The organism is Chryseobacterium binzhouense (assembly GCF_007474545.1).
GTDB lineage: Bacteria > Bacteroidota > Bacteroidia > Flavobacteriales > Weeksellaceae > Chryseobacterium > Chryseobacterium binzhouense.
The window spans coordinates 520,468-538,358 of sequence record NZ_VKOG01000001.1 but is presented as its reverse complement, the minus strand read 5'-3'; the positions used below and the strand labels follow the sequence as shown (position 1 = coordinate 538,358).

General features: G+C 36.6%; 11 protein-coding genes. 7 read left to right on the top strand and 4 right to left on the bottom strand.

The genetic code is table 11. From position 1 onward, the window contains the following. Positions 1-249 precede the first annotated feature (249 nt). From FNE73_RS02460 to FNE73_RS02450, 3 genes are all read left to right on the top strand, one after another. Entirely contained in the window at positions 250-3,033 is a 2,784-nt protein-coding gene (locus FNE73_RS02460) for a bifunctional aconitate hydratase 2/2-methylisocitrate dehydratase (RefSeq protein ID WP_143883195.1), read from the top strand. A 311-nt stretch (positions 3,034-3,344) separates the two neighbouring features. Further along, positions 3,345-5,612: an aconitate hydratase gene (locus FNE73_RS02455; protein WP_143883194.1), complete on the top strand. Its 2,268-nt coding sequence runs from the start codon at positions 3,345-3,347 to the stop codon at positions 5,610-5,612. Between the two features lie 221 nt (positions 5,613-5,833). Further along, a complete protein-coding gene (locus tag FNE73_RS02450; protein ID WP_143883193.1) occupies positions 5,834-8,065 on the top strand; it encodes an outer membrane beta-barrel protein in 2,232 nt (743 codons plus the stop codon). 66 nt (positions 8,066-8,131) lie between these two features. Here FNE73_RS02450 and FNE73_RS02445 read toward each other — a convergent pair whose 3' ends face one another. From FNE73_RS02445 to FNE73_RS02430, 4 genes are all read right to left on the bottom strand, one after another. Next, a complete protein-coding gene (locus FNE73_RS02445) occupies positions 8,132-10,234 on the bottom strand; it encodes an Ig-like domain-containing protein (protein ID WP_143883192.1) in 2,103 nt (700 codons plus the stop codon). Positions 10,235-10,385: 151 nt separating this feature from the next. Further along, a complete protein-coding gene (locus FNE73_RS02440; protein ID WP_143883191.1) occupies positions 10,386-12,836 on the bottom strand; it encodes a fibronectin type III domain-containing protein in 2,451 nt (816 codons plus the stop codon). A 232-nt stretch (positions 12,837-13,068) separates the two neighbouring features. Further along, positions 13,069-13,749, bottom strand: a complete 681-nt coding sequence (locus FNE73_RS02435) for an RluA family pseudouridine synthase (RefSeq protein WP_143883190.1) — start codon at positions 13,747-13,749, stop codon at positions 13,069-13,071. A gap of 41 nt (positions 13,750-13,790) precedes the next feature. Then, positions 13,791-14,279, bottom strand: coding sequence for an SRPBCC family protein (locus FNE73_RS02430; protein ID WP_143883189.1), 489 nt, complete (start codon positions 14,277-14,279; stop codon positions 13,791-13,793). 201 nt (positions 14,280-14,480) lie between these two features. On the opposite strand from FNE73_RS02430, the gene FNE73_RS02425 reads away from it, so the two are divergent. From FNE73_RS02425 to FNE73_RS02410, 4 genes are all read left to right on the top strand, one after another. Further along, a complete protein-coding gene (locus FNE73_RS02425; protein WP_143883188.1) occupies positions 14,481-16,028 on the top strand; it encodes a sensor histidine kinase in 1,548 nt (515 codons plus the stop codon). 29 nt (positions 16,029-16,057) lie between these two features. After that, on the top strand, positions 16,058-16,744 hold the full coding sequence (locus tag FNE73_RS02420) for a response regulator transcription factor (RefSeq protein WP_089741596.1): 687 nt from the start codon (positions 16,058-16,060) through the stop codon (positions 16,742-16,744). Between the two features lie 79 nt (positions 16,745-16,823). After that, complete coding sequence (locus tag FNE73_RS02415; protein ID WP_143883804.1) at positions 16,824-17,474, top strand: hypothetical protein; 651 nt, start codon at positions 16,824-16,826, stop codon at positions 17,472-17,474. A gap of 23 nt (positions 17,475-17,497) precedes the next feature. Next, positions 17,498-17,857 carry a hypothetical protein gene (locus FNE73_RS02410; protein WP_228429842.1) on the top strand — a complete coding sequence of 120 codons (360 nt, stop codon included), beginning with the start codon at positions 17,498-17,500 and terminating at the stop codon, positions 17,855-17,857. Positions 17,858-17,891 lie beyond the last annotated feature (34 nt).

Here is a 17,891-nt window from a genome sequence, read left to right as displayed (position 1 = left end):
AATAATTTAATTCTTACAAAATTCTAATTTTTTGTAATTTTGGGATCATTTTTAAATGTCTGGTAATGTAATGCCTGTAAGGATAAACTATTGATTTCAAATTATCAATAACCATTCTAAACGCAAGCTGAAGATTTTTTTTAAGCAAAATTTTATCAGCGAAAAGCAGTTCCAGATATTGAAAATGTAGATTATGCGGTTTTATCAAATTATTAAGTATAATCTAATGTATAAAAAAGAAAAGAGTATATGAGTATTTATCAGGATTATCTCCAGGAGATTGAAGAAAGAAAAATTCAGGGTCTGCACCCAAAACCAATTGACAGTGCTGAACTATTAAGCGAAATTATTACACAAATTAAAGATCATGCTAACGAAAACAGAGCTGATTCGCTTAATTTTTTTATTTACAACACTCTGCCCGGAACTACAAGTGCTGCCGGTGCTAAAGCAAAATTTTTAAAAGAAATTATTCTTGGAGAATCTTCTGTAGAGGAGATCAGTCCTACTTTTGCTTTTGAGCTTTTATCTCACATGAAAGGCGGTCCTTCTATTGAAGTTCTGCTTGATTTAGCATTAGGAAATAATGAAGATACTGCAAAACAGGCAGCCGAAGTTCTTAAAACACAGGTTTTTCTTTATGATGCAGACACAGACCGTTTAAGAGAAGCTTTTAAAAATAACAATCCAATCGCCAGAGATATTCTGGAAAGCTACGTAAAAGCAGAATTCTTCACCAAATTACCTGAAGTTCCTGAAGAAATTAAAGTAGTTACTTTTATTGCCGGGGAAGGAGACATTTCAACAGATTTGTTATCTCCTGGAAATCAGGCACACTCAAGATCAGACCGGGAGTTACATGGAAAATGCATGATCACTCCTGAAGCTCAGGCAGAAATCAAAGCTTTGCAGGTTCAGCATCCTGATGCAAGTGTAATGCTGATTGCAGAAAAAGGAACGATGGGTGTAGGTTCATCCAGAATGTCGGGAGTAAACAATGTAGCTCTCTGGACAGGAAAACCAGCAAGCCCATATATTCCATTTGTTAATATTGCTCCTATTGTTGGCGGAACAAACGGCATTTCTCCTATCTTCCTTACAACAGTGGATGTGACAGGAGGAATAGGTATTGACCTTAAAAACTGGGTGAAAAAAGTTGACGAATACGGAGATCCTATACGTAACGAAAACGGCGAGGTTGTTCTTGAGCAGGCTTACTCAGTAGCAACAGGAACTGTATTGACCATCAATACAAAAAAGAAAAAATTATATAACGGAGATACAGAACTGATTGATCTTAGTAGATCATTCACTCCTCAAAAAATGGAATTTATCAAAGCGGGAGGTTCTTACGCCATCGTTTTTGGTAAAAAAATACAAACTATTGCGGCACAGATTTTAGGGGTTGAAATCCCAACTGTTTTCGCTCCTTCAAAAGAAGTTTCTATCGAAGGACAGGGTCTTACTGCAGTTGAAAAAATCTTCAACAGAAATGCAGTTGGCTTGGCTCCAGGAAAAGTTCTACACGCTGGTTCTGATGTACGTGTAGAAGTTAACATTGTTGGTTCTCAGGACACTACAGGTTTGATGACCGCTCAGGAATTAGAATCAATGGCAGCAACCGTCATTTCTCCAATTGTTGATGGTGCTTACCAGTCGGGTTGTCATACCGCTTCCGTTTGGGACAAAAAAGCTCAGGCAAATATTCCTAAGCTGATGAAATTTATGAATGATTTCGGTTTGATTACCGCGCGTGATCCTAAAGGAGAATACCACGCAATGACGGATGTTATTCATAAAGTTCTGAATGATATTACCATAGACGAATGGGCAATTATTATTGGCGGAGATTCTCATACAAGAATGTCTAAAGGTGTTGCTTTCGGAGCTGATTCCGGGACAGTTGCTCTGGCTTTGGCAACAGGTGAAGCTTCAATGCCTATTCCTGAATCTGTAAAAGTGACCTTCAAAGGCGATATGAAAGAGCACATGGATTTCCGTGATGTTGTACATGCAACTCAGGCTCAAATGCTGAAACAGTTTGGTGGAGAAAATGTCTTTCAAGGCAGAATTATTGAGGTTCACATTGGAACTCTTCCTGCAGATCAGGCATTTACATTTACAGACTGGACTGCCGAGATGAAAGCTAAAGCATCTATCTGTATTTCTCAGGATGATACTTTGATAGAGTCTTTAGAGATTGCAAAATCCAGAATCCAGATCATGATCGACAAAGGAATGGACAATCACAATCAGGTTCTTCAAGGATTAATCAACAAAGCAAATAAGAGAATTACTGAGATTAAATCAGGTGAAAAACCTGCTCTGACTCCGGATGCTAATGCTAAATATTACGCTGAAGTAGTTGTTGATCTTGATGCGATTGTAGAACCAATGATCGCAGATCCGGATGTAAACAATGAAGATGTTTCTAAAAGATATACGCACGATACCATCAGAGATTTAACGTATTACGGAGGTGAGAAAAAAGTTGATCTTGGCTTCGTAGGATCTTGCATGGTTCACAAAGGAGACTTGAAAATTGTTTCTCAAATGCTTAAAAATATCGAAAGACAAAACGGAACGGTTGAATTTAAAGCACCTCTTGTTGTTGCCGCTCCAACTTACAACATCATTGATGAACTTAAAGCGGAAGGCGACTGGGAATTTTTAGAAAAATATTCAGGTTTTGAGTTTGACGACAACGCTCCAAAAGGTGAAGCACGTGTTGAATATAAAAACATGATGTACCTTGAAAGACCGGGATGTAACCTTTGTATGGGGAATCAGGAAAAAGCAGCAAAAGGAGATACTGTTTTAGCAACTTCTACCCGTCTTTTCCAGGGAAGAGTTGTGGAAGATTCTGAACGTAAAAAAGGTGAATCTTTGCTGGCATCAACTCCGGTAGTAGTATTATCAGCCATCATGGGAAGAATTCCAAACATTGAAGAATACAAAGCTGCTGTAGAAGGAATTAACCTGACTACATTTGTACCTCCAATCAAAGAGTTAACAAGTACAAGTGCTCACTAATAAAGCATAACATCAGTCGAAAGACTTTTTCAGTATAAAACAAAAGATTTTAGTCTCAGGATTAGAATCTTTTGTTTTTCTTGTTTAGAATATTTCTATTTTAGGTCTATCTTAATTATTTTGATGTAAATCAATCACTAAAAATTTATTTTTCCTTAACTTCATCATTATAAATAATCTCTGTCATATATTATATTTATCATCAAGTCGATTCTGAGGAACGAAATTTGATGCATATTGACGAGAATTTCTGCTTTTATTGAAATAAATCTACAGCAGTTATTAATCAAAAAGAAAAAATAACAACAGATATGACTTTCGACATTGACATGATCAAAAAAGTGTACGAACGCTATCCTGAAAGAATTGCAGCTGCAAGACAAATTACAGGAAAGCCGTTGACACTTTCAGAAAAAATTCTTTACACCCATTTATGGGAAGGCAATGCAACACAGGAACACGAAAGAGGAAATTCTTATGTGGATTTTGCTCCGGACAGGGTTGCTATGCAGGATGCTACTGCACAAATGGCACTTTTACAGTTTATGCAGGCTGGTAAAGCCAAAGTTGCAGTTCCTTCTACCGCTCATGCAGACCACCTTATTCAGGCAAGAGTAGGTGCAGAAGCAGATTTGCAGGAAGGTATCAACAAAAATTCAGAAGTTTTCAATTTTTTAAGTTCAGTCTGTGACAAATACGGAATAGGCTTCTGGAAACCGGGAGCCGGAATCATCCATCAGGTTGTTCTCGAAAATTATGCATTTCCGGGCGGAATGATGATCGGGACCGACTCTCATACCGTAAATGCCGGAGGTCTCGGAATGGTTGCCATCGGAGTTGGAGGTGCAGATGCGGTTGATGTAATGGCAGGAATGCCCTGGGAACTGAAAATGCCTAAATTAATCGGGATCAAACTAACGGGCAAAATGAACGGATGGACTTCCGCAAAAGATGTTATCCTGAAAGTTGCAGGAATTCTTACCGTAAAAGGAGGAACAGGCTGCATTGTAGAATATTTCGGCGAAGGTGCAGAGTCTCTTTCCGCTACCGGAAAAGGAACGATCTGTAATATGGGAGCTGAAATTGGAGCCACTACCTCTACTTTCGGGTATGATGATTCTATGAGAAGATATTTAACTGCTACAGGAAGACAGGATGTTGTAGATGCGGCAGATCAGATTGCAGAACATTTGACAGGCGATCCTGAAGTGTATGCAAATCCTGAACAATATTTTGATCAGCTGATTGAAATTAATCTTTCTGAACTCACTCCTCATCTTAATGGTCCTTTTACACCGGATCTGGCTACTCCGGTAGCTGAATTCAGAGCGAAAGCCGAAGCAAACGGATGGCCTATTGAAGTGGAATGGGCATTAATAGGGTCTTGTACCAACTCCTCTTACGAAGATTTATCAAGAGCTGCATCTATTGTAGAAGATGCCGTTGCAAAAGGAGTAAAACCTAAAGCAATCTTAGGGATCAATCCTGGTTCTGAACAGGTAAAGTTTACCGCAGAAAGAGACGGATTTTTAGATTCATTCAGAAAATTTGAAAATGCGAGAATTTTCACCAACGCTTGCGGACCTTGCATCGGGCAATGGGACAGAGAGGGTGCTGAGAAAGGTGAAAAAAATTCAATCATCCACTCTTTCAACAGAAACTTTGCCAAAAGAGCAGACGGAAATCCAAATACACACGCTTTTGTAGCTTCACCGGAAATGGTAGCTGCTGTAGCAATTTCAGGAAGGCTTGATTTTAATCCTATCACAGATACTTTAACCAACGAAGCGGGTGAACAGATAAAATTAGACGAACCAAAAGGTTCTGAACTACCTGCAAAAGGATTTGCTGTAGAAGACAACGGTTATCAGGCTCCATCAGAAGACGGCTCTAAAGTTCAGGTTGCGGTAGATCCTAATTCTGACAGACTTCAGCTGCTGGAAGAATTTCCGGCTTGGGATGGTAAAAATATTAACGGTGCAAGAGTTTTAATTAAAGCTTTTGGTAAATGTACAACCGACCATATTTCTATGGCTGGACCGTGGCTGAAATACAGAGGTCACTTAGATAATATTTCAAACAATATGCTGATTGGAGCTGTGAATGCTTACAATATGGAGACCAATAAGGTTAAAAATCAGCTGGATGGTTCTTACGGTGAAGTTCCTGCCGTGCAAAGAGCTTATAAGGCTGCAGGAATTCCGTCTATTGTGGTTGGAGACCAAAACTACGGTGAGGGCTCTTCCAGAGAACACGCTGCAATGGAGCCGAGACATTTGGGAGTAAAAGCTGTTTTGGTAAAATCATTTGCAAGAATTCACGAAACCAACCTTAAAAAACAAGGTATGCTCGGGCTAACATTTGCTAATGAATCAGATTATGATAAGATTCAGGAAGATGATATTGTAAATTTCCTTGATCTAGAAGACTTTGCTCCGGGAAAACAATTGACTTTGGAGTTTATCCATACAGACGGAACCAAAGATATCGTTATCGCCAATCATACATATAACAATCAGCAGATTGAGTGGTTCAAAGCAGGGTCTGCGCTAAACTTAATCAAACAACAGGAAAACTAATATATTGTTAGATTAATGAATATAATAAAGCAGCTTCTTCGGAGGCTGCTTATTTTATTTTATTTTATTAAAAAAATTAATTCTGTAACTCTCACCTATCGGAATTTCATGTTCGGATGTTAGGGTGACTTTTCTTACACGTAATGTTTTAAGCTGATTCAGATTTTATTCTGTAACAAAAAAGATTTTTCGTCGTCTAACAAAGTATACTTACTCACGTAATGAAGAAAACCATATTTGCTGTTTCTATTTTAAGTTCTGTAGTTTATTTTGCACAGAACACCAAAGACAGTACAAATTTCAAAGTAAAAGAAAAGGATATCGAAGGCGTTGTTATCACAAAAACTAAAAAAGCCGTTGAACAAAAAGCAGATCGTACGATTTTTGACTTTTCCGAACAGCCGCACCTCAACAACGGAAATGTTTTGGAAGGAATAAAAAAACTTCCCGGTCTGGTTTCTACAGATATTGCCGGAATGATGTATCAAGGAAAGATATTGGATGTTTACCTTAACGGAAGACCATTAAACATTTCCAGCAACGAACTCAATTCTTTTCTGGAAGGAATGCCTGCAAATTCTGTTGAAAAAATTGAAGTCATTACGCAGCCAGGAGCAGAATTTCCCGCAACGTCAGGCGGTGCAATTATGAATATTATTACTAATAAAAATGCTAATAAATATCTTTCTGCAACTTATTCCGGAAACTACAATTTTTCAAATTATGATAAATTCAGAAGCAGAACCAGTAACTCACTGAATCTGAATGCAAGAAATAAACTTTTCGGGTGGCAGCTGAGTGTTGGGCAAAACTACCGCGAAAGTATGCTCAATTCTAATCAGGACAACCTAATGTTTGCCAATACCGACAGAATCGGGAGAGGATATTTTGCAAAATCCGGAGTGACTTTTGATTTGGGCGAAGACAGATTATTGCTCAACTACGATATTTATCACAACAAAAACAGTAATTACACTTCCAGTAATGGTTTAGCAGATATTTTAGTATCACAGAATCCGAATTTTTTCAGAGAAATTACTTTTGATGCTTTTGATGCCGCAAACACCAATAATCTGAGACAGGAAGCTGTAGCAACTTACCAGAAACGCTTTTCGGATGATAAAAATAAAAAACTAGACTTTCAGTTTGGGTATACTAGAGCAGACAGTAAGTTTGGTCAGAATAATATTTTCAGAAAAGGAATCTTTACAGATTCACCTATCGGAGAACCTTTCAACTTTACTGCCGGAAATGTTCTGGAGAACAGTTCAGACATGAGAATTGCCAATTTCAGAATAGACTATTCCCAACCTTTAAAAATACTTGATGAAGGAAAAGTAAGTTTGGGCGGTTTGTATGAAAAACAAAATTTTGATACGGAAAGTAAGGGTTTAACCAATCTGGAATATCAAAGACAAACAGCTTCAACATATCTGGAATTTCAGGCAAAATACAAGAAATTTGATTTTATTGCCGGTGCAAGAGCAGAGAATTATGACATTTCCGGGATTACCAGAATTGAAAAGGGAAATAGTATTATCGAAGACGATTTAATTCCGTTTAACAAATTCAAGCTTTTTCCTAACGCAAGTGTGCAGTATAATGTGATGAATCAGGTATATGCGCTTGCTAATTACAATAAGAAAATCAATCTGCCGAGTATTTCTGCATTAAACCCGAACAATAATACGTTTCAGGGACCAAACACGCAGGTAAACGGAAACCCTTTCCTTCAGCCTACCATTTTCGATAATTTTGAACTGAAAATTTCAGCTTTTGATTATGCTTTTATTGGTTACAGCGTAAGCAATGCCAAAAATCAAGTTGCGCAGATTATCCGTAGAGAAGGTAAAAACATTTTTAACGAGCAGGTGAATATTTCTGAAATGAAAATCCACAACTTTAATGTTGGATTACCTATTCCGTTTATGATTTTCACCAAGCCGCTTAGCGAAATCATGAAGTTTGATTTTAATCCTGATAAAATCAACTTTATGTATTTGTATGCAGGTTACCAGAAACATGACATAAATAATCTTAAGAATAACGGCTTCTGGATTTTCAACGTAATGACTCAGATTCTTTTGCCAAAAGACATCAAAATGACTGCTAATTACAGCTATCTTACACCGAGAGCAGGATATTTTTATTTCACGGCAGAAAAACCTTTCAATAATTCTTTAGATATTACCTTATCAAAAAAATTTATGGATAACCGCTTAACGGTTTCTGTATTTGGTAATGATATTCTGAACGGTCAGGTTATGCAGATCAGAACCAATAATCCGGACGGAGGAAATAATGTTTTTCTAAGAACAAAATATGACACCCGGAATTTTGGATTGTCGCTCAATTATAAAATTCCTACAAAAAATAAGCTTGCCAGAGAAGATTCTAATATTCTAAACAGTAAAAAAGAGGAAAGCAATGAGATATTACAGACCGGACAATAGGTCCTTAGTATAGATATAAAAACAGGCTCTCATGAATTGAGAGCCTGTTTATTTGTTTGTCAAATTTTATTTTTTAATTATTTTTATGGATTGTCGCGACCCGTCTTTCATTTCAAGAATTAGAATGTACATTCCTTGAGAAAGATCATTTAAACTTAGAACAGATTCGGCTTTCAAATTGTTTTTTATAAGTTTACCAGACAAATCAGTTATTTGTATTGAATTTATCACCTCCGGTCCATCTATATTTACAACATCCGTAAAAGGATTAGGATATACAGCAATAACATCTTTCTTAGCCGTTTCTGATGTTGAAAGACAGCCTGCAGAATCTACAGTTGCTGTAACCATTGTTCTTGGAGATTCACATTTAGTTCCTATTTTCCAGTCGTAAAAATAATAGTACAAATCATTTCTTGCAGTGTTTGTAGGTGCTGCTGTTAATGTACTGGTTTGAATTGTTACTAAATTTTGCACAGTATATGGGTAACCATAATTTCCTGCCGGTGCATTTGCAGAAGGATCAAACAATAAACCTGAAATACCAGTGTAACTACCCGGACGTATTTTATAATTTGAACCCGGAAATATCGGAAAATCAAGAGTAATTACCTGGGCAACAGGGGCACTTGTTGGCGCACCCGTAACATTTACTGTCTTTGTATTCACAACTACCCCATTTGAATTGATTACATCAATTGTAAGTGTACCAGAGCCTCCACTTGCACTCACCGGATAAACTGTAACACTTTCAAGAATAAAAAATCCTAAAGCATCAAATACAAGACCAAAATTTGTAGTTCCTGCACCACTTGAAGGAGAGGGGTTATAAGTTGCTTTTCCCGTCTGGATACCACTGCTTCCAGATGATGCGCTTACATAATAATTGGTCGTATTAGTCAACACCGGCGTGGTAAAAGTATTCCCGGTGGTAAGCAAATTTCCGCCGGTCTGAGCATCATACCAATTTAAATTAATTCCGGCATTAGCTGTTGCAGAAAGTGTTGCTGTCTGATTGGGACAAACTGTTGCTCCCGTAGAACTCTGTACATTTGGAGGAAGACATGTTGTTGTAAAAAATACAGTTTCGGGATACCATACACTTGTATTTCCAGATCCACAATTAGATCTTATCCAAACATAATAAGTCGTTAAAGGAGTTAATCCTGTTATCTGATAACTTGTTCCCGATATATTTGGGATCGTTGGTGATGTAGAGGATGTTGGAGGTGTATTACTTGTACTGTAATAAATATCATATGTATTAGGTGATGACGGTGAAACAGACCATGCCAGATCAGCTGTGTTTGTAGAAGTAGAAACCACCGAAAATCCTAAAGGAATATAGCAGGTAGGCGGAATCCAGGTATAGGTAAGTCCCGCAGGTGGCATCCCAGGAACAGAATTGGAAGTATTGAAAGCCTGACCACTATTGTTCGCCGTTCCTGTTACAGAATTAAAAAACTCTGTTGTTGTACTGTTTAATCTGTTATTAAAATCAGAATTAGAACTACCCCTTAAACCCACCTGTGCAGATCCTGAGACAGCAGTGCTTCCTACTAGGAAACTTCCTGAATCGTATACCACCTTTACAGTATTGGATGTTTCTTGGAGACGTATTTGAAATGAGAATGAATAAACACTTGTAACTGCCGTCGCAGAATTAGTCCTAAAATTAGACCACTGAATAACAACTTCCCGATTAGGAGCAGTTCCTTCTGTTGCCCAAGAAATACTTCCTGTTCTTCCATTTACATCAAAAAAACTGCTTATACTTCTTCCCCATGCAGCTACAGCACCATCATAAGCTGTGGTTCCAGAAATAGGAGAAGAGTAACCTGTAGTTGGCACAACTGATCCAAATGATATAAAACCATTAGCAGAAACGTTGATAGAATTGTGAGAAATACCGTTGAAATTAAAATTAAATGGCAGAGTAACAGGGAAAATACCACTTCCAAGATTAGTAGAAGCAGTATTACCAGTTGCTGCCCCTAAAACGGTGCCACCAGATATTGCAGTAAAGGTTCCGGAAGACTGACTAAAACTATATGCACTTACTTGTGCATTTAGACTTTCACAACTCAATATAAATGACAGTATAAGAGCTGTCAGGAGGTTTAATTTTCTTTTTCTTTCACAAAAGAAAAACTGATAGATTTTTTTCATAGAATATAGATTAAATAATTATTAAATATAACATTTAATATCCATATATACTATATGTTGAGAAATTTATTATAAATAACGAACTTAATTATATTATAAATAAAAAAGACTTCATTTCTGAAGCCTTTTATAAAATATCAAATTTAAAACTCTATTTTTTAATTACTTTTATTGATTGTCGTGACCCGTCTTTCATTTCAAGAATTAGAATGTACATTCCTTGAGAAAGATCATTTAATCTTAAAACAGATTCTGCCTTTAGATTATTTCTTACCAGTTTACCAGATAAATCAATTATTTTAATTGAGTTTACCAATTCCGGCTTATCAATATTTATAATATCTGTGAAAGGATTAGGATAAATCTTAACAGTATTTTTCACTACGGTTTCAGAAGTAGATAATGTTTTAAGTTCATAAGAAACATTGTCAATTGATAAACTATTAGCAGGAGTTCCAGGATTCTTAATCGCCAATTGCGTAACTCCGGCAGGAAGAACAGGAATATCAAAAGAAAAAGGAAAAGTAGTATTAACTGCACTAACACTGAATGTTGTTAATGTTACGAAAGCATTAGCTGTATCTAAATATCCAATTTCAAGAATACCTCCTGCAGTTACAGAAGCTTTTGCATCAAATTTTAGTCTATAATCGCCAGATTGCAGCGTACTCATTACCGGCAATGCAACAAAAGCAATACGAGCTCCCGAAGTCCATAAATACAAAGTATTGTTTCCACTAATTGTAGTACTGTTAGAGATATGACCTCCGTTAGCTGTTCCAAGGTTAGTCCAGCAATTTGGCAGTACTCCACCTGTATTACCATTAGTAACGCCCGGATAACCTTCAAAATCTTCAAAATAAGCACCTGTAATAGCTCCACAAAGTGTTGCAAAACTTACTTCAGCAGACCAGTTACTTTTATCTGATGAAGAACACACAGATCTTACCCAAACATAATAATTGGTTGACGGCTGTAATGGTGCTATATTAGCTGAAAGACTTGTAATTCCTGTTAAGCTAGGCACTGTAGAGGATGTAGGCGGCGTACTGGAACTTGAATAATAAATTTCATAACCATTAGCAGGCGCTGTAGCAGGCGCAACCCAGCTTACCAAGGCATCGTTTTGAGTAATACCAGAAACCGTGACTGAAGAAGGGGCAAAACAGCTTGGCACAGCCTCCCAGTAAACATCATCCCAATAATAAGATTTGCCGTCTGGCGTATTCATTATTGCCAATCTTGCATTAGCCGGAATTGTTGATGGTATTATAACCGTATATTCTGATGTAGAATCGTAAGCCGTATTGGCAATCGTTAATGCCTGAATAAGAGTAAATGTACTCGCATTTGTAGGATCTGTAACATAACCTACATTCAATGTTCCTGTAGCGGAGCTTACTCTGGCTTTAAATCTCAACCAATGAGTTCCGGCATTCACATTACTGAATTCAGGCAAAACAACCGCTGTCGGGTTTTGAGCAGTAGTACTGTATTGGTAAATATTTCTGGTTCCCGATGCCGGAGTAGTAGAACTAATAGTCTGACTTCCATTAGTGGTAATAATTCTATCCCAGCAAACAGGTACAATACTTCCTGTAGCGTAAGAATCAAAATTCTCAAACATCGTAGCCACAGGTACACATAAAGTATAAAAAGGTAAACTAGCTTTCCACACACTTTCTCCGTTTGTTCCTCCGCAATTTGCTCTCACGTAAAATATATACTCTGTTTGAGGATTTAAGGAAAGGTTAACTGTTGTAGCTGTTGTATTGGTCCATGTAGTAGGCAGACCTGCTGAAGATGGCAAAACCGCATAATCCCAATTACTTTCAGAGCCACCCGCAACCCATGTACCAGTAGCACTATTAGTTGTTATGTTTGAAATTGTGGGAACACTTGTTGCAGGACAAGTCACTGTATAATCAAAGCCTATGACCGGTCTTCTGTAATTACTTGAAGACAAAGACGCTCCCAATGTTCCATTGGTAGTATTTATATATTTCGTTGTGTTATCATTACCTGTATCCACGCAACCAGTACTGTATTCATATTGCCAGGTTACACTGGTGCTATTTCCGGTATTCACGTATTCCATTAGAAGCATAAGATTGCTGGTTCCAGAATACATAAAACTATTAGAAAACTGTAACGGTTTATATCCCGCAGCTCCTGCTGTTGCACTTGCAGGATTTGAATCATACAGTAAAGTTGCTCCAGTTATTGTAGAAGACCAGTCTATTGCACCTGTGCCAAAATCCAAATTTGATGTTTCTTTAAGGTAAATTTTCAAATTAGGTGTTCCGCCAAGATCTGTAGAAGTGTATTTCTTCAGATACAAAGCAGTAAGCTGCTGATTAGCTATCCCGGTAAGCTGACTTGCAGGGTAAATTACCGCAATTCTATTAGTAGCAGAAGCATTGGTAGAGCTGTTAAGTGCATAAGTGGTTGTTCCTAAACTGGCACATGTACCGGCAACCTGATACAATTGTGCAGAAAAAAACTGAACCGATGCAATTAAGAAAAAAACAAACAAAATGAAAGAGCTATGAATACTCTTTATTTTTTTCCGATAAGTAAAGAAATTGTAATAATGTTTCATAAATATGGATTAAATTTTGATAAATGTATGAATTTATTATTTAACACACAATATTAAAATTAACAATATCACAATTTAACCAATTAAAAAATGAGACATTAATAAAATTAATCACAATTAATGCTAACTATTTGCAATATATAAAATTTTAACATTTACTATCTCTCTTCCAAAACTTTTAATTAAAAGTGTCGGTTTCGTATTATTTATTGATTTAATAGAAGACTGATTACTACTCTTCACAAGCTCTCCAAACCGCATCATTATGAGGTACCGGAGCTGTGATTTCAATTTTTTCTTTAGTAACTGGGTGTATGAATTCAAGTTTTCTGGCATGCAGATTAATTCCGCCATCTGGATTGGAGCGTGGCGAACCATATTTCAAGTCTCCTTTAATAGGAACTCCTGTTTTTGATAACTGAGCGCGAATCTGATGATGTCTTCCTGTTTCAAGATCAATTTCCAAAAGAAGATAATTATCTAAATTTTTGATCACATTGTAAGTTAGAATAGCTTCTTTTGCGCCATCAGTTGCTTTTGGGAAAACTATGGCTTTATTATTTTTTTCATTTTTTTTCAGATAATGCACCAGTTTTTGCGTTCTTGGAATCATCTCTTTTGCCACAACTGCCCAATATGTTTTTTTGATTTCACGATTTTTAACCATTTGAGTGAGGCGTGACAGAGCTTTGGATGTTTTAGCATAAATGACCAAACCAGAAGTGGGTCTGTCGATACGATGAACCAGACCAAGAAACACATTTCCTGGCTTATTATCTCTTTTTTTGATGAAATTTTTGATGGCTTCCAATAAAGATTCATCGCCTGTTTTGTCACCCTGTACAAGCTGTCCTACTTTTTTATTGATTACCAAAAGGTGGTTGTCTTCGTATACAATCTGCTCTCCAATCATTTTTAATGAAGAAAATTTTGCTTCTTCCAGTGCAAAGATAATTACTTCTGAAGAACTTCTTCCAATTGTAAAAGTCCCATTTTGAAACCTTCTTCAAAGCCCATATCCAAAACTGATCTCATTTCTTCCTCCGAATCAAAATGAATATTGATGGTAACCTTAGTTCCTTCTTCAACACCGGTAAAACCAAACAACCATTTTGCTTTAGGAAGTTCTTCATTGATGACACCGTTTTCATCGCAAAAAGCATCAGTCCAGTCAAAGCTTCTATTGGGTTTGATCTCTCCATACTGAGCTTTAGCAAAATGTTTTTCCCCATTTGGACCGAGCATTATGTATAACCATGTTCCGTTTTCAGAAAATTCCTGTTTTACGGTTTCGCATTTCCAGGGTTTTGGCGCCCACCACAAAGCAAGTAAATCTGATTGGGTGAAGTGACTCCAGATGGTGGTGACATTCTGCTGATAAACTTTCATCACATAAACGCTTGAAGAATCAAAATCTGGAGTAAAAGTAATTTCTGAATTCATATTGATTTATTTTAAATTAAATTTTTGAGATCTTTAAGATAAGTAATTCACAATATACGTTAAGGTTAACGAACAATATTTATAATTAAATGTTAAAAACCATATTTTTAAGAAAAATAATACAATAATTTGGCTTATATTTTGTTTACTAAATCTTAAAATGCTTAATTTTAACATTTATAATTTTAATTAAAATATGCAATGAATAACAAATTCATTCCTATAATCTCTGTTTTTATGACAATTTCATTAATTGTCTTTGTCACTCTGCAGTTTTATTGGCTTAAAGGTTACTATGTAGCTTTAGAGCAGGAATTTTCCAACAAAGTGTATTCCGCTTTGGAAAATACGTCAGATAATGTTGCAAAAATAGAAGCTGATAAATTGTTGAATGAATATTATTCTAATTTTCGTGATAATATCAAAGCCAATTCAGATAAACCTTCGCTTACTACCATTCAGCAGACTCAGGATTCGGGTACACAAAAATCAATCATTTATTACAGAAACATCATCGAAACCAAACAGCTCCCTCTTTCTTCTTTGGGAGACTCTATACGTCTTACCACAATGTATTCGGATGACGCCGCTTACAAAGTAAAAAAAGACACAACCAAAAGAGAGATTCTTACTTCGGAAATCAACAGTGATATTGAAAGTGGCGACTACGAGCTTAAAGAATTCGTAAGAGTAGCCGGCACCAATCGTCCCATCAGCAAAAGGGTAGATTTGAAAACTCTTGATTCTGTCATCACCAAAGAACTTCGAATGAAAGGAATTAACTCCGATTTTGGATATGGAGTGTCTGACCGAAACAACAAACTAACGAATATTGCCAATAAAATATTTAAAGAAAAAAAGGACAGCAACTCGTATTCCTATCCACTTTTTACCGATACAAAAGACAGAACACTTTATACACTGGCTTTGGTCTTTCCTAAAAAAGAGTACTCTCTTGCAATGAATAACTGGCCGATGCTTTTGGGAACTTTTTTATCGCTTCTTACCATTTTGGGAATTTATATCATTTCCATCAATTACATGATGAGACAGAAAAAACTGGCAGAGGTAAAAACAGATTTTATCAACAATATGTCTCACGAGTTCAAAACTCCTCTGGCAACAATTTCTGTAGCTACAGACTCTCTTGCTAATGATAAAATCGCAACCAACCCTGATAAGGTAAAGTACTATTCAAACCTCATCAAACAGGAAAACCTAAGAATGAAAAAACAGGTTGAAAATGTTCTTAACATGTCTAAGCTTGAACGAAATGAGGTGAAATTATTTTTAAAAGAAACCAACGTACGGGAATTAATAAAGAAAACAACAGAATCTTTCGGACTGATTGTCGCGCAACGGAATGGAATTCTTACCCAGAACTTCCATGCTGAAAAATATCAGTTTAAAATTGATGAATTTCATATCTCCAATATGCTGGTCAATCTTTTGGATAATGCCAACAAATATTCACCCAACACACCGGAAATAAAAATAGAAACGAGAAATGAAGGCAACTTCTACGTTCTTGAAGTTTCAGACAAAGGAATGGGAATGGAAACCCAAAATAAAACCAAGATTTTTGAAAAATTTTTCCGTGAAGAAACAGGAAACATCCACAATGTAAAAGGTCAGGGATTAGGGTTGTCTTACGTGAAAAAAATCGTAGAACTTCATAAAGGTCAGATTATTGTAGAATCTCAGAAAGATAAAGGAAGCAAGTTTATCATAAAACTTCCAATGGCTTAAAATCAAATAATAAATTAAAAAATATAAATATGAGCAACAGAATATTATTAGTAGAAGACGATCAGAGTTTCGGTGCAGTACTGAAAGATTATCTCACCATCAATAATTTTGAAGTTACCCTTGCCGTAGACGGAGAACAGGGGTTGAAAGAATTTACTGAAAATGAGTTCGACATCTGCATTTTCGATGTGATGATGCCTAAAAAAGATGGATTTTCTTTAGCAGAAGACGTAAAAAAAATTGATAAAAATACACCCATCATTTTCCTTACTGCAAGAAATATGAGGGAAGATATACTGAAAGGTTATCAGCTCGGAGCAGATGATTACATCACAAAACCGTTTGATACTGAGCTGCTTTTGTATAAAATAAAGGCAATCCTTCAAAGAAGTTCCACTCTTGAAAATGAAGAGCAGGAGCAGTTTAAAATCAGCAATATTTTCTTTGACTCTATGCTGAGACAGCTAAGAGTAGGTGATAAAGAATACAAACTTTCTCCGAAAGAAAATGAGCTTTTAAAATTGCTGTGTCTCCACAGAAATGACTTTATGCCAAGAGATCTCGCATTAAGAAAAATCTGGAAAAAAGAAAATTATTTTACCGCAAGAAGTATGGATGTTTACATTGCCAAACTGCGTAAGCTTCTGAAAGATGATGAAGGGTTGGAAATCATCAACGTCCACGGAGAAGGTTTTAGACTTTTGGTGAAAAATTAAAGTAAAAACTATATAAATTCTAAATTAGCAAAACAATTCAAAATGTTTTGCTAATTTTGTTTTTATGAAGAGATTTGATATGAGAAATTTACTTTTAGGAATTTTTGCAGCTTCGTTTGTTGCTGTTTCATGTAAAAAAGACGAAAAGCCAACTTATATAAAAGAAGAGGGAGTTGCACAACAGCCTAATGTAGCGTTCAGCAAGCCTCAGACAACGTTGATGGATCAGGCAGGTATAAAATCTAATACTCAAGCCGGATCAACCATGGTTACAGCTCCCGGAATGAATCCTCCACACGGAGAACCTGGTCACCGATGTGACATTCCTGTAGGACAGCCACTCAATGGAAGCGCAGCTCAGCCTGCAAATTCTTCAGCACAAAATATTAATGTTTCCCCTAATGGTTCGGTACAAATAGATCCCAATGCCGTAAGTCCGGGGAAAATTGCCATAGACAATAATGGAAAACAGGTAAAAACAGCGCCGGGAATGAATCCGCCTCACGGACAACCGGGACACCGATGTGATATTCCTGTCGGTCAGCCTTTAAACAGCAAGCCTGCTGCTCAACCTGCACCAAGCAACACGCCTGTACAAAATGCTCCGCAAGTAGTTCCCGTTCCTGCTCCGCAACCTGCTGTTGCCAATACAGGACCAAAACCAAAACTCAATCCTGCACACGGTGAGCCTTGGCATGACTGTGCTAAAAAAGTTGGTGAAGCACTTTAAACAATTTTTCTTAAATTTGCACTGTGAAACCCATCCGCTTTTTATTCATTATCTTATGTTTAGGAATTTTTCTGATTCCTAAAGATAATTTCTACGCGCAGGTTTCGCAGGAAAATTGCTGTAAAACAGAATCGAAGACAAAATCATGCTGCGATACAGAAGGTGACCATTCTAAGGAATCAAAAAAAGAACATCAATCCTGCAATGATGACTGCTGTTCTTTCTGTATGACCTGTCATACATTTCTGGAAAATAATTTCACAAAAGACAACTTCGGAGAATTTACTTCTTTTCCTACCATTACCAAAATACAGGTTCAGTATATTGACCCTTTTATTTCAGACAGTTTAAAGGAAATCTGGCAGCCGCCTAAATTAGCTTAAATAACAATTCACAGGTTTATTACGCATGTAATGA